This window comes from Marinobacter sp. S6332 (genome assembly GCF_023016045.1).
Classification (GTDB): domain Bacteria; phylum Pseudomonadota; class Gammaproteobacteria; order Pseudomonadales; family Oleiphilaceae; genus Marinobacter.
In genome coordinates this window covers 357,195-370,732 of the sequence record NZ_JALKAP010000002.1, presented here as the reverse complement: position 1 = coordinate 370,732, position 13,538 = coordinate 357,195, and the positions used below count along the sequence as shown (strand labels likewise).

Sequence of the window (13,538 nt, the reverse complement as noted above, 5' to 3'; positions counted from 1 at the left end):
GTTTTAACTACCTGTTTTAACTGCCGGTTTTACTTGTAGAATCAGCGATTCAGAATTATTTTGCTAGCATATCCCGCAAGGCCTTGCGGTTCAGTTTACCTACGGCCGTTTTCGGTATGGTGTCGATAAAGATGAACTTTCGCGGCTTTTTGTAGGATGCGAGCTGGTCCCCGATGAATTCAAGCAGCTCCGCCTCAGTTACCTGGGCATCAGGCTTTACCGCGATGGCTGCGGTGACTGCTTCAACCCATTTTTCGTCTTTGGTGCCTACCACCGAGCACTCTGCAACTGCAGGGTGTCCCATGAGAACGTCTTCAACTTCCCGTGGGTAGACGTTGTATCCACCGGTGATAATCATGTCGGATGTGCGGTCTTTCATGTGCAGAAAGCCGCGCTCATCAAAAACGGCGACGTCACGGGTTCTCAACCAACCGTCTTCGGTAAAGGTTGCAGCATTCAGTTCCGGGGCGTTGTAATAGCCTTTCATTGTGATGGGTGTCCGCACCAGAATTTCGCCGGGCTGGCCTTCAGGTACATCGTTTCCGGCTTCATCTACCAGCCGAAGTTCCACATCCACGCAGGGGCGGCCGCAGGAGCCGAGCAGGTCGCCGTGATGATCTTCAGGGCGCAACACAGTCATGCCCAGCGGGCACTCGGTTTGACCGTAGTATTGCCAGAAGCGCTCCTGCCCCCAGATTTCCATGGCTTTTTCGATGACTGGCCGCGGCATGGGGGAGGCACCATAGATGATGTGCTTGAGGCTGGACGCATCGGTTGATTCCACCTGTGGGTGGCCCAGCAGCATCTGCAGCATGGTAGGAACCAGATTGATGGCGGTAATCTTTTCTTTGGCGATCAGTTCCAGGTAAAGAGTGGGATCAAAGGAATCCATAATCACGGTTCTGGCGCCGCGCAACCAGAATGGCAGCACGAACACGCCGCTTGCATGGATCAATGATGCGGCATGCAGCATGGCATCATCGTGCTTTGGGCTGATCACGTTCATTAAAACGTTTTTGCAGATTGCGGCATAGGAGGCCTGAGTGTGTTGCGCCGCTTTGAGCGTGCCGGTGGTACCCGAAGTAAACAGGGTGGCCACTACATCGTCGCCTTGCACGGTAATCTCTGGCGCTTTTGCCGATTGGGCGCTAGCTGCCTCGGCAAGGTCAACGCCACCTTCCAGCTTGCTGTCCAGCCCCAGGCATTCCAGCTCCGGCAGCTCGGCTTTCAGGGCCGCGGCATGATCGGCCAGATCCGCTCCGAATATCAGCATTTGGGCGCCGGTTTCTTGCAACATTTTTGCATGTTCGCGAACAGAGAGTCGGCTATTCAAAGGAACGCGGTTAATGCCTTTTTTTACGCAGGCAAAGTCCACTGGAACGCTGTAGGGGCCATTGTTGAGCAGCAAGGCGATGCAGTTCCCCTGTTGTATCCCAGACGCGCTCATGGCATTTGCCAGACGGCTGCTCAGTTCGTCTACTTCACGGAACGTAAAGGATTGATCCCGGTAGATAATAGCTGTGCGGTTTGGGTAAGCTTTTGCACCGCGGTTAATCAGATCGAGGTAGGTTGTTGTCATAGTATTACCCTCTTTTATTTTCTATTTTAATTATTGAATTCGCCGTGTCGGCCTGCGCCTTTGACAAACCGTTCGGCGCCTGCAATGGCCTCTTCGAACACCACGGGGTAACCCTTCTTGCCTTCGTTGCGCAGAGCGTCTGCCAGAGGTAATTCCCACTGGCGATACGCAGAAGCGCGGTCTGCCAGCATGCACTGCTGAGGGAATTCTGCGATTTGCCGAGCCAGCGCTTCGGCTGCATCGCGGCTCTCTCCATGGGGAACAACGCGATTCGCAAGCCCCATCTGCAAGGCTTCATCTGCTTTCACCGGACGGCCCGTCAGGATCAAATCCAGAGCGCGAGACTGGCCGACTACGCGGGGCAGGCGCACTGTTCCGCCATCAATTAGTGGCACGCCCCAGCGCCGGCAGAACACGCCGAACACAGCCGACTCCTCCACTACCCGCAAGTCACAAAATAGCGAAAGCTCTAGGCCCCCAGCCACGGCATAGCCAGACACAGCCGCGATCACAGGTTTGCTTAATGCCATGCGGGTCGGGCCCATAGGCCCATCACTCTCGCCTTCGGAGTCAATTTTATTGCGGGTTTTGGGGTCGTGTATCGCTGTCAGGTCGGCGCCGGAACAGAAGGTACCGTTCGCACCCCAAAGTACGGCAACACGCAGATTTTGAGCAGCCTCGAAGTGCTTGAAAGCTGCTAAAAGAGCATCTGCGGTGGGGCCGTCTACGGCATTTCTCTTGTCAGGGCGGTCCAGAATAATGGTGCAAATATGACCTTGTTCTTCAATGCGTACGGCAGGAGTGTCCATGCTAGTGCCTCCCTAAAAATGAAAGTGGATTCAATGTATCAGAAGAGTAGCACGCTTATTAATCGCTGCCATCATGTCGCGTAAGGAAGTACACCAAAATAAATAGCACTGAAATGACAGGCGCTGCCGCCGATCACGAACAGGTGCCAAACCGCATGCATATAGGGAATGCGATCGGCCAGATAAAAGGCAACACCCGCGGTGTAAACAATGCCGCCAGCAATCGTGAGGGTTAGCGCAGTTTCGTTCAGGCTTGCCACCAGATCTGTGGATGCAAAGGTAATAAGCCAGCCCATGGCTACATAGATGCCTACACGTGCAAGCTTGAATCGGTTGGCGAAGGTGATTTTCAGCACTACCCCGGTAATGGCTAACGACCAGATTATGGCGAACAGCGTCCAGCCTACAGCTCCACGCATGTTTACCAGAAGAAATGGCGTATAGGTGCCTGCAATTAGCAGAAAAATCGCGCAGTGGTCCAGAGTTTTAAAGGATTTTTTCAGCTCGGGGCGGCGAGCGCCGTGATACAGGGCAGAGGCCATGTATAGCAAAATCAGGGAGGCGCCGAATATGCTGAAACTGATGATTTTCCAAGTATCGTGCAGCTGGGTGGCGCCAGCAATCAATATGATGGTGCCGATTACGCTGAGTAATGCGCCAATGCCATGGGTGGCGCTATTCAGCCATTCTTCTATGCGCTGGTGAGTTGGGGTTGAAAGAGATTGCGATGTGATCATTGGTAAAGAGTCCGTATTTGCGATGGCAACACGGTACTTCAGCGTACAGGTGTACGCAATAAATTAGAGCGACGATTTCGTGATCTAATCGTCAGTACTTTATCGCACCTGTTTTGAGCCTGGAGAATGTTGCAGGCACAACGCCGAGCCATGAGGCAAGCTGGTTGTCCGGCACGCGCTTTACTAGCTCCGGGTATTCTTCCAACAGCAACTGATAGCGCTCTTTAGCCGACATGGTGTGCTTACGAAACTCCCGCATGCTGGTCAGTTCTGCCAGTTCCTCCGTCAGGGCCATGGCAAACTGTGGCCAGAGACCTTCGCCATGAGCGTGAATAGCGGCCCGGAAAGCGGCAAAGTCTGCAACCCAGACTGTGGCGGGGGTTACGGTTGTCAGGCAGAGTGTGTTGCGAACTGTACGACTACGACCAAATACCGGCCACACCATATCGCCTTCGGTAAAGAAATGGTGCACAGCTACTTTGCCGCTGGGCGCTTCCCGGAACAGGCGCATAATACCGTATTGAATCAGGTATACGTTGGCCCAAGGGGTGTCATGTTTTTCCATCTGTGCTTCTGCGTCGACCCGGCGCTGGTGAAACAGCCGTGTTAGGTCGCTTAAAAACCGGGTGTCAGGCGTGTCCTGTTTTTCGGTGAGTCTTATTCCGAATACACGGCTGAGGCCATTGAGAAGGGCTACCGATTGTGGTGCCGACTCATGGGGGATGATGTCCGGGTTGTTCTCTCCGAGCATGCAGGGAGATGAAGCCACGTCGGTTTTGAAGGTGCGGGTCATTGCGTAGTCGCCATTGGAATATGTGTCAATTATCCTAACAGAGAGAGACTACAGGAAATGACTTAAATCATTAAGGCTTTTTCATTCACTCGATATAGAAGTTACGAATGGCGAGCTCTAACTAGGCGGTTTCGATCAGCACTCTTGAAGTGCCCGCAGTTGTTATACGTAATTTGAACAATCATAATTTATTGAAATTTAACCGGTAGGGAAGAATTTACAATGAATCCCGACATCGTTGCTGAGGAAGCTGGCGTAATGGCCGACATTCAGGGTCTGTTGATAACGGGTGGTCCGGTGGTCTGGATTCTGTGTTTGTTTTCTCTGATCGCCTTGACCATCGTGCTGGTAAAAGTATGGCAATTGGTGGCGCTTCGTGCGGAGTCCTCCAAGGTGGTAAGTGGTGCGCTGGAACAATGGCGCGCTGGCAAGGGTCGCGATGCTGTGGATCAGTTGGACGATGCTCATCCGGTAGCCGCTGTCGTTAAGTGCGCGATGTTAGGGCGGATGGATAAAGTGAATGATCTACTTTTACGTGAGGAAGTAGAGCGCATTGCCAGTGCGCGACTGAATGATCTGCGCAGCTTTTTCCGCCCTCTGGAGTTGATTGGCGCGTTGAGCCCACTGCTAGGTCTGTTGGGTACGGTAATGGGCATGATCGTTGCGTTCCAGCAAATGGAAGCGGCAGGCAGTCAGGTTGATCCCAGTGTGTTGTCTGGCGGTATTTGGCAGGCGCTGCTGACTACTGCGGTTGGTATGGCGGTTGCTATCCCTGTGGTTGCGGCGCATGCCTGGCTGGAGCGTAAAACAGAGCGGGTTGCCGCCCTGATGAGTGATTCGGTAACGCGAGTTTTTACCAGTCCGATGCCGGCAAGCGGAAGTTGGTCTAAAACCGCGGCCGATGCGGGAGACCGCAATGCAGCTTGACGCTGGTAAGCGCCGCAAGTCGGGTCAGGTAAATCTTACGCCGCTGATCGATGTTGTTTTCATACTGTTGTTGTTTTTTTTGCTGTCATCTACGTTTGCGCAATGGCGGGAGTTGAATGTGACAGTGTCAGGGCAAGCCGACGATGTTGAACAACAGGATTTACTTGAAATTCAACTTGTCAGCTCCCTAGGCGACATTCGTGTTGCAGGCCAGCTTTATGCTGCTGATGCTTTGAACCTGCAACAGTTGGTTGCGGAAAATCCAAACACAGTATTTGCTATCGACGCTCGTGACGGCCTAACCGCGCAAGCAATGATTACTCTTGCCGACCGGTTGAAACAAGCGGGCGCCGAGCGGGTATCCCTGGCGGGCATTGCGCGTTGAACTGAGCACACTGGAAATAAGATATGAGAATTTCTCCGCCGACAGCACGGCGTGGCTTCAGTGTTAATGACAATCTGGTGCCGCTGATCAATATTATCTTTCTTCTGCTTATATTTTTTATGATCGCAGGGCGTATTGCCGTGAGTGATGTGGTGCCCTTGGAAGCACTGCGATCTGCAGCTCAAACTCCTCAAACAGAAGCTGATGTGGTCCTACTGGTCAGTGTAGTAGGGGATGTCTACGTGGGCTCGGAACAGATTGATCATGATGCACTTGTCACGTTACTGCAGGAGCGGCTGGTGCAGGCTAATGATCCGAATCGATTTCGGATTCAAATCAAGGTGGATGCTCTTCTGCCGGTTGAAGAGTTAAAGACAGTTTTGAGCCGTGTCCGCAGTGCGGGAGTGCTCAAGGTATCGCTATTGACCCAAGAAAGTTTAGAGCCATGATTCGTCGCAGACATTGGGCTGCGGCCTCAGTGACCGCTGTGGCGTTGCACGCATTGGTGTTTTCGATGTTAGCTCAGGAGCTCGGCGAAGGCGCGGAGTTGTCTGGCCAGCACGGCGTTGAGGTAGAGCTTGGCCTATTGGGGGAGTTGGGTGGTGGAACTCAGGCCAGTGGAGAAGTTAGCGAGCCGCAAACGGTTGTGGCACCACCGGCTGAGGAGGTCTCCGAAGTCGAGCCAGAATCCGTACCAGAACCAGAACCAGAACCAGAACCAGAACCAGAACCAGAACCAGAACCAGAGCCAGAGCCAGTCGTAGTGCAGAAAGCTGAAGTACAGGTTAAATCAGAGCCAAAGCCCCTGCGTGAGCCAAAGCCAAAGCCAAAGCCAAAGCCTGTGCAAACCTCAACTGAGGTTTCAGACAAGACGATAGATACCGAGGCCAGCCCCGCAAACTCCGGTGCTGAAGCAGGCGGGATCTCGGGACACGAGAGTACGAGGTTTGGAGGTGGCGGCGCAGGAGGTAATGCTGCGAAGGCTGGGGTCGCAGCCGCTAATGCGCGCAAATTATGGTACTCAGAAGTGGCAGCGCACCTTGCACGCCATAAATACTATCCCATGCGCGCCCGGCGCATGCGTCAAGAAGCTGTGGTCACTCTGAGTTTTGTTGTTACTCGTGACGGCAGTATCAAGGCGTCTGAAATAGTCGGGCCATCAGAGCACCGTGCACTGAACCGTGCTGTCGAGGAGATGCTTGAACGAGCCGAACCTCTGCCCCGGTTTCCCGGGGATTTACCGGGGCAGGAGGTTCGTATGACCATTCCAGTTGAATTCAAACTACGGTAATCAGAAGTTTAGTTGAGTACTCAAGTACACTGTCCGGCCCCTTTCAACATGGCGAAAGTTTGGCGACTCGTCTGCTAGGTGCTCATCCCCAATGTTATCAACACCAGCGCGCATGGTGACATTCTCGCCGAAATCCTTGGCCACACTGGCATTCCATAGTGTGTAGGCGGGCAGGTCGTCGGTGTCGGCACGGTATTGGCTGCCTGTGTACTCTGCGTTCAAGCGGGCCGATAGGCCGGCGGTTGCCTGCCAATCCAAAAACGAGTTAAAGGTTCTGCGTGGCCGGTATTCCAGTTCATCTCCGGTACCCCGGTCTTTGGTTTTCAGCCATCCAAAATTGTTCTGCCAGGTAACAGCAGGGTGGAGTTTCCAGGAAAACCCGGTTTCAATACCAGTCAGACGAGCTTCGTCAACGTTAACGAATTGCTGAACAAACTGGTTAGTGGGGTCTATTGGCCGATTGGTAATTAGGTCGCTCGCTTCGCTATGAAACACAGTGGCGTTCAGGCCCACTGCTTCACCCTGCCAATTAACGGATAATTCGTACGAATCGATTTTTTCCGGCTCAAGATCGCCATTTCCGAAAAACTGGAAGGGGGCCACGGGCACCCCCACATACGTGGGTGAGCTTTGTTTCAGCGTCGGCGACCGGAATCCGCGACCATAGCCACCCTTCACGATAAGCCGTGGTGCAGCTTCCCACACTAGATAAACTCGCGGGCTAGCCTCGCTGCCATAGTCGTCTTGATGGTCATAACGCAGCCCTGCCGTTAGCAGCAGTTGCTCAGTCAGAGCGACTTCATCCTGTAAGAAAACAGCTGCATGGTCAGCGTCGCGTTCGCCACCTTCAAGCCCGGTATTTTCAAGGGTTTCACGCCGTATTTCACCACCCACCGTCAGCCAGTGGTTTCCGAAGGCGCGGCTAGTATGGGCATCGATAATCTCGTCGGTAAGCGCTTGTGGGTCTGTAGCTGTAGAGCCAGCACTGCGCTCATTGCTGACCTCAACTTTGCTGCGGTAAGCCCGTACCTGATTGACCCAGTTGGTAAACTCACTATTCCAAGTTAAACCGAACCCGGTTCGATCCAGATCATAGCGGCTCTCATAATAAGTCGAGCCCCTTGTTGTTTTTGCATCAAACTCGCGTTCTTCGTTACTTCTCGAAAATTGCAGTTCCAGTGACTGCTCGGGCGTAAGCTCGATAAAAGCTGCAACGCTGCCGCGATTGGCTTCGCTGCCTTCGAGTTCACTCTGGCGGTTGTCAGCCGGGTTCTGTGTTCTATCTTGACGTGACGTTTCGCCTGTAAAGCGCAGTCCTAGACGCTCTGTAACTAAGCCGGAGGTGTATATTGAGGCCTGTCCGCCGTTCACACTGTCTTTGTTGCCTTCACTGTTTGCCAACGTTGAACCACGCAGCAACAGGTTGGTTTCCCATTCTTCGCCAGGCTTGCGTGTAATCGTATTGATAACGCCACCCAGTGCATCGGAGCCATAGAGTGTGGACATAGGGCCGCGGATGATCTCGATGCGCTCTACTGCAGACATGGGGACCCAACCGTATTGGTAGTCAGCGTGGCCGAATACGTCGTCACTGGCCGGAATGCGTCGCCCGTCTGTTAGTGTTAGCACGTGTTTGCTGTCCATGCCGCGTAAAGTAATTGTCTTGCGCCCGATACCACCACCCTGCGAAAAGGCGACCCCGGGCTCACCGGCGACGGCTGACCGCAGCGAATCCGCATTGCGCGTTTCCAATTCTTCACGCGAAACAACCGAGCCGGAAGCAGGCGCCAGCCGCGTGTCAACGGGTGACAGCGTGGCCGTTACTGAGATGGTATCTAATTTAACGGTATCTGCCGGTAGAGGTTTGGTGGTCTCTTGTGCCCACAAAACGGAGGCTGGCAGCAGAGTCGCAGCAATGCACAAGAATTTCAGACGATTTTTGGTTACTGGGTTCACAGACTTACTCGGAACGAAAGAAGTGGTCATAAAGCTCAACTTGCTATTCCTGATGCCAGGTTCAAAACGCGCTCGACATTATCGGTACTTACGGCCGGAGCATGGTTGTTGCGGGCGGCTGCCAGATTTCTTTGCTATTCTGGAGCCGCCACGGCAACTAGCAGGCTTGCGCCTGCTTAACGCTTTTTAGTACACGTCGTGCTGAGTGTTGTAAGTGTTAAACTTACCGGTTGGGGTGACCATATAGTCGCCCTTGATAACCTTCTTCAGCTCTCGTGTTTTGTCATCAACTACAACAATCGCCGAGTTCTTGTCCTGAGTGTTCCAAACAGAGAACCAGACTTCGTCGCCCGCCTTGTTGTACTCAGGCTGAACCACACGCTTGGGGCCTTCACCTAGCTCAGCCCACTCCGCAATCGGCAGCACTTTATAGCCCGCATCAAAGTTGTTGATGTCGAATACTGCTACGCTTTGGCTTACGGATTCAGCTGGGTTCAGAGCCGTGTCCACCCAGAGGTTGGTAGACTTGGGGTGGGTTTTTACGAACAACGAACCACCGCCTTGACCGTTAACCGTGCGAACCACTTTCCATGCTTTGTCTGGGTGGCCTTCTGGGTCGGTACCGATCATCTGAATGGTCGGGTCGCCTAGGTGAGAAGTAGCCCAGACAGGGCCATGCTCGGGATCTACAAAGTTGGCACCACGACCCGGGTGAGGGATCTTGCCCACATCAATCAGCGCCTCAAGGTTACGGTCTTTGGCATCAACAACTGCAATTTTATTGGAGTTGTTGGCTGCAGACATGAAGTAGCGCATGCTGCCATCCCAGCCGCCATCATGCAGGAATTCGGCCGCATCGATGGAAGCAATATTCATGTTGCTCAGATCTTCGTAATTAGCCAGCAGAATTTTGCCAGTCTCTTTCACGTTGATGATGAACTCAGGGTGCTCATGGGAAGAAACAATCGCGGCAACACGAGGCTCAGGATGGTATTCCTGATTGCTAACGGTCATGCCACGAGTGCTTACAATCTTCTTGGGCTCTAGAGTGTCGCCATCCATGATTACAAACTGGGGCGGCCAGTAGGTGCCAGCAATGGCATACTTGTCTTCCCAGCCTTTGTACTTGGATGTTTCAACCGAGCGCGCTTCCATACCCACTTTAATCTTAGCGACGGTTTGTGGCTCTTCCATCCACAGATCGACCATGTTGATCAGAGCGTCACGACCAATAACCATCACGTAGCGGCCAGATGCAGACATCCGGGAGATGTGTACCGCGTAACCGGTATTGATGATTTTCACGACTTCTTTGGAGTCGCCGTCGATCAGGGCAATTTTACCCGCATCGCGCAAAGTAACGCTGAAGATGTTCTCCAGATCCAGATCGTTCATCTGCTTCTTGGGGCGATCTTCCGGTGCAACGATCACCTCCCAGGTATTCTTCATGTCAGCCAAACTGAATTCTGGTGGCATGGGTGGTTCGTGCATGATGTATTTGGCCATCAGTTCCACGGTTTCTTCGTCGAAGTCACCTGAGGTCAGCCAGTTTGGCATACCGGCAGGGGAGCCATAGCTGATAAAGGCTTTCAGGTAATCAATGCCGCGCTCCTGAGTAATGTCCGGAGTCAGCGGTTTGCCGGTTGCGCCTTTACGCAGAACGCCGTGGCAGCCTGCGCAGCGCTCGAAGTAAATCTGCTTGGCTTGTTCAAATTCTGCGTCGGAAAGATCCGGAGCGCCGGGTGAGCGGACGATCTTCGCAGTGCTTGCATCAATGGGGCTGGCGGTCCCTTCATAAGCTGCGGACGTCGGGTCGGCGTGTTTTGATTCAGCGCTTGCGCCCATCACGCCGAAAGACGCGACAGCCACGGCGAGCGCCAGTGGTTTCAGAAAAGGGTTGGTTGCTCTCATCAGGCTTTCTCCTTTGAATTAAGAGTATCGTTAGGTTTCTCTTCTTTGCTCTGATGAACATTGATTTAAGTCAGATCTATGTCATTTGACCAGTGGGTACCCACCCATGGGTATAACCAAAGAGTTGTTGTGAAAGGACGCGTTTTTAACCAATATCAAAGATGCGTTTAAAGGGCGGCATCACTATGTTTAATACCCGCTGCAGAGCCAAGAGAGAAAAGATCTTATTTGTACTTTGAACCGATTGCAGAGCTGGATACAGCAGGCCCCGGCGGCACTTTTTTCAGCAGTCCCGTTCTTGATGCCTGCGGCGATAGCAGCCGAAGAACTAAGCCCGGTTGTATTGACTATTGATTCGGTAACTCAAGTAACAAACGTTGCGCGCTACCGCCTAACCCAGCAGCTTGCAAGGCAAGGGTGTTTGGCGGATGTAGGTTTCACCAGCGAACCACGGTCGGTGGCATTGATGTTCAGTTTTTCCGCGCAAAAAGAGCAAAAAGTTGCGGTGCTGAGTGCAATAAACCGTGATGGTGACTTGCCTCGCGCTGTATGGGTAACCCGTAGAACCGCAGGAGTCCGCTCTATCTCCGAGCTAAACGATCGAGATCTGGCCACCGTTGCGGGTAGAGATCCTCTGGCTTCAGCACTGCCTATCGCTGCGCTAGGGGCTGCCGGAATACATCCTGCAACTGGGAGAATCTACGAATCTGGAGATTACAGCTCGGCGCTTGCTCTGTTGTTGCACAACAACACCCATGCTGCGGTTTCAGAGGCGGGGTTTGCCGGTCAATTTCTTGCAAGCCGGGATTTGGTGATCACCTGGGCTGGGTCGAAGGTAAACACAATCGGTTGGTACAGAGGCGACGGGTGGAGCGAACAGGCACTGGCCTGCGAAGAAGCTCTCAGCCACTTGAGCAGAACGGATGACAAGCAGGCGTTTGCAGTTTTTCCTGAATGGGTTCACGGCTTTGCCAGAACCGACAGTCAGTAACAGAGGATTGTGACACATGACGTTTTACCAGCCAGTTGGTAATGAAATAGAACTGTTCCAAGCCGCAGCCGATAACGGCCTACCGGTTTTGATCAAAGGACCTACAGGTTGCGGTAAAACACGGTTTGTTCGCTACATGGCTGAGAAGCTGAACCGGCCGGTTTATACCGTAGCCTGCCACGACGACCTGACTGCCGCTGATCTGGTTGGGCGCCACCTCATCGGCCCGGAAGGCACCTATTGGCAGGATGGCCCATTGACCCGAGCGGTTCGCGAAGGTGGCATTTGCTACTTGGATGAAGTGGTTGAAGCCCGTAAAGACACAACGGTAGTGCTACACCCGCTGGCGGACGACCGCCGGGAATTGCCCATAGAGCGCACAGGAGAGCTGCTCACGGCTGCACCCGGCTTCATGTTAGTGGTCTCTTACAACCCGGGTTACCAGAGCCTACTCAAAGGCATGAAACCTAGCACGCGCCAGAGATTTGTATCCTTGCGGTTTGATTACCCTGCAGAAGAGGCAGAGCAAACCATCGTAGCGGAAGAGTCCGGATGCGACCGCGATCTTGCCAAACAGCTCGTGAACCTCGCGACAGCGCTGCGCAATCTTAAAGATCACGACCTTGAAGAGGCCGCGTCAACCCGGCTGCTAATACACACGGCTCTATTGATCCGCGCTGGCTTGCCTGCAGAAATAGCCTGCCGCGCAGGCATGATCGAGCCATTGTCAGATGACGAAGCAACAGTTATTTCATTGATGGAGGTGGTATATGCAGTATTCGGGCGCCCGGAAGAAACCCGCTAGCGGAGCGATTGTGCCAGTTGTTTGGTACTTGCTGAACTTGTTGGCAACGCCGGTTATAGGTTTTGTGATTTTGCTTTGGCTGTTTATTAAAAGCGCTGAAACCAACGAGCTGCGCCGAGCCCATACCCGTGCGGCTCTGTTCATGTCATTGATTGGATTTGTCTTAATCAGTTCAGGTGTTCTCATCAGCTGGATGTTTTTCGGCGATGTTGGCCACTTCGGCACCTTTGCTTTGGTTTGGGCAATCGCATTGCACACAGGGTTTGTGTTGTGGGGAATGATTTCGCTCGCCCAAGCAATGTCTGATAAGCCGCCAGTATTTCCGGCTAAGTGGCTCTAACTCAGTGTTAGACTGCGTCAGGGAGGATAGCTTTCCAAAACTGTGCGGAGCCATGGATGGCGGAGCCAAGCGTACAAGGACGTATTCACAGCGTGTTTTGGAAAGCTATCCTCCCTGACGCCTTGCACAATGTTTGAGTACAGTCAGGAAGACTGACTCCCATCACGTAATCGTATGAAACCCCGCAACAGCAACAATAACCACCGGTGCCCAGGACTGTGCTATCAGCCTCCACCCTCGCGGGGCGTGTTTCATCTCCATGAAGTGGTCTACCAGTAACATAGCTTTTACAATCACCATTCCGAACACCAACCACGCCAGAAACTCCGGGCCTATCCCAGCCTTTAGAGCGACCACCGGCAAGGCCGTGCAAATCATCAGTGCAAAATAGACAGTCAGCATCTCAAACCCTCCCTAGGCCAGCACGTAAATCATCGGAAACAACACCAGCCACACCAGGTCCACCATGTGCCAGTATGAAGCACCGGATTCCATGCCATTCATATCCGAGCCGTCGTAGTCACCATTGCCAACTTTTACCGCCAGAACGATCAAAATGACCTGCCCAAGAATCACGTGCATGAAGTGAAAAAACGTCAGAAAAAAGTAAAACATGAAGAAAGTATCTGTACCCAGATTGTAGCCTTGGCTGTAAAGGTTCACGTACTCGTACATTTTGCCAACGGTGTAAATGCAGGAAACCGCAACAGCCAGCCACAGCCGCCATTGTACACCTGAGTGCCTGTGGCGGAGCTGGTGAACAGCCGTTGCAACGAAATAGCTGGCAGTGATCAGTGCAGCGGTATTAAGCAGGCCGATTAGCGGGTGCAGAGCTTCGCGGCCCGCATGAAAAGTGGCCGGGTCCATGCTGCGGGCGACGGCAAAGCCTATGAACATGATGCCGAATACTGCCAGTTCGGCGAAAATGAATATCCATACCGCTATATCGCCGGGCAGCTGGCGAGTATTGGGGTCTGGAGAAAGGTTCTGATTCGTCATGTTGCTCATATCACC

15 protein-coding genes are annotated in these 13,538 nt (G+C 53.1%); 7 read left to right on the top strand and 8 right to left on the bottom strand.

The window, feature by feature from the left end:
• Positions 1-55: 55 nt before the first annotated feature.
• From MWU62_RS04410 to MWU62_RS04395, 4 genes are all read right to left on the bottom strand, one after another.
• Entirely contained in the window at positions 56-1,579 is a 1,524-nt protein-coding gene (locus tag MWU62_RS04410) for an AMP-binding protein (RefSeq protein ID WP_247113710.1), read from the bottom strand.
• A 26-nt stretch (positions 1,580-1,605) separates the two neighbouring features.
• Positions 1,606-2,388, bottom strand: coding sequence for a crotonase/enoyl-CoA hydratase family protein (locus MWU62_RS04405; protein WP_247113709.1), 783 nt, complete (start codon positions 2,386-2,388; stop codon positions 1,606-1,608).
• A 71-nt stretch (positions 2,389-2,459) separates the two neighbouring features.
• Entirely contained in the window at positions 2,460-3,125 is a 666-nt protein-coding gene (locus tag MWU62_RS04400; protein WP_247113708.1) for a hemolysin III family protein, read from the bottom strand.
• A gap of 91 nt (positions 3,126-3,216) precedes the next feature.
• Positions 3,217-3,918 carry a Crp/Fnr family transcriptional regulator gene (locus MWU62_RS04395; protein ID WP_247113707.1) on the bottom strand — a complete coding sequence of 234 codons (702 nt, stop codon included), beginning with the start codon at positions 3,916-3,918 and terminating at the stop codon, positions 3,217-3,219.
• 222 nt (positions 3,919-4,140) lie between these two features.
• Between MWU62_RS04395 and MWU62_RS04390 the strand changes: the two genes are divergently transcribed.
• The 4 genes from MWU62_RS04390 to MWU62_RS04375 are packed head-to-tail and all read left to right on the top strand — an operon-like array spanning position 4,141 to position 6,521.
• A complete protein-coding gene (locus MWU62_RS04390; RefSeq protein WP_247113706.1) occupies positions 4,141-4,845 on the top strand; it encodes a MotA/TolQ/ExbB proton channel family protein in 705 nt (234 codons plus the stop codon).
• Positions 4,835-5,230, top strand: coding sequence for a biopolymer transporter ExbD (locus MWU62_RS04385; protein ID WP_247113705.1), 396 nt, complete (start codon positions 4,835-4,837; stop codon positions 5,228-5,230). The genes MWU62_RS04390 and MWU62_RS04385 overlap by 11 nt, the downstream gene beginning before the upstream one ends.
• Before the next feature lie 23 nt (positions 5,231-5,253).
• Positions 5,254-5,679: a biopolymer transporter ExbD gene (locus tag MWU62_RS04380; RefSeq protein WP_247113704.1), complete on the top strand. Its 426-nt coding sequence runs from the start codon at positions 5,254-5,256 to the stop codon at positions 5,677-5,679.
• Positions 5,676-6,521 carry an energy transducer TonB gene (locus MWU62_RS04375; protein ID WP_247113703.1) on the top strand — a complete coding sequence of 282 codons (846 nt, stop codon included), beginning with the start codon at positions 5,676-5,678 and terminating at the stop codon, positions 6,519-6,521. The genes MWU62_RS04380 and MWU62_RS04375 overlap by 4 nt, the downstream gene beginning before the upstream one ends.
• On the opposite strand, the gene MWU62_RS04370 is transcribed toward MWU62_RS04375, so the two are convergent.
• Entirely contained in the window at positions 6,522-8,507 is a 1,986-nt protein-coding gene (locus MWU62_RS04370) for a TonB-dependent receptor (protein ID WP_247113702.1), read from the bottom strand. It lies immediately after the preceding gene.
• Between the two features lie 156 nt (positions 8,508-8,663).
• Entirely contained in the window at positions 8,664-10,388 is a 1,725-nt protein-coding gene (locus MWU62_RS04365; protein WP_247113701.1) for a nitrite reductase, read from the bottom strand.
• A 301-nt stretch (positions 10,389-10,689) separates the two neighbouring features.
• Between MWU62_RS04365 and MWU62_RS04360 the strand changes: the two genes are divergently transcribed.
• From MWU62_RS04360 to MWU62_RS04350, 3 genes are read left to right on the top strand one after another with little or no spacing between them, the layout of a single operon-like run.
• The gene (locus MWU62_RS04360; RefSeq protein WP_247113700.1) at positions 10,690-11,379 is read left to right on the top strand and encodes a PhnD/SsuA/transferrin family substrate-binding protein; all 690 of its coding nucleotides are present in this window, start codon (positions 10,690-10,692) and stop codon (positions 11,377-11,379) included.
• 16 nt (positions 11,380-11,395) lie between these two features.
• Positions 11,396-12,184 carry a CbbQ/NirQ/NorQ/GpvN family protein gene (locus MWU62_RS04355; RefSeq protein WP_200361944.1) on the top strand — a complete coding sequence of 263 codons (789 nt, stop codon included), beginning with the start codon at positions 11,396-11,398 and terminating at the stop codon, positions 12,182-12,184.
• 10 nt (positions 12,185-12,194) lie between these two features.
• Positions 12,195-12,524, top strand: coding sequence for a hypothetical protein (locus MWU62_RS04350; protein WP_247113699.1), 330 nt, complete (start codon positions 12,195-12,197; stop codon positions 12,522-12,524).
• A 162-nt stretch (positions 12,525-12,686) separates the two neighbouring features.
• On the opposite strand, the gene MWU62_RS04345 is transcribed toward MWU62_RS04350, so the two are convergent.
• Together MWU62_RS04345 and MWU62_RS04340 are read right to left on the bottom strand one after the other, a co-directional pair.
• Positions 12,687-12,926 (bottom strand): cytochrome C oxidase subunit IV family protein, encoded by a 240-nt coding sequence (locus MWU62_RS04345; RefSeq protein ID WP_247113698.1) that lies wholly within the window; start codon positions 12,924-12,926, stop codon positions 12,687-12,689.
• Positions 12,927-12,938: 12 nt separating this feature from the next.
• Entirely contained in the window at positions 12,939-13,523 is a 585-nt protein-coding gene (locus tag MWU62_RS04340) for a cytochrome c oxidase subunit 3 (protein ID WP_247113697.1), read from the bottom strand.
• Positions 13,524-13,538: the final 15 nt, after the last annotated feature.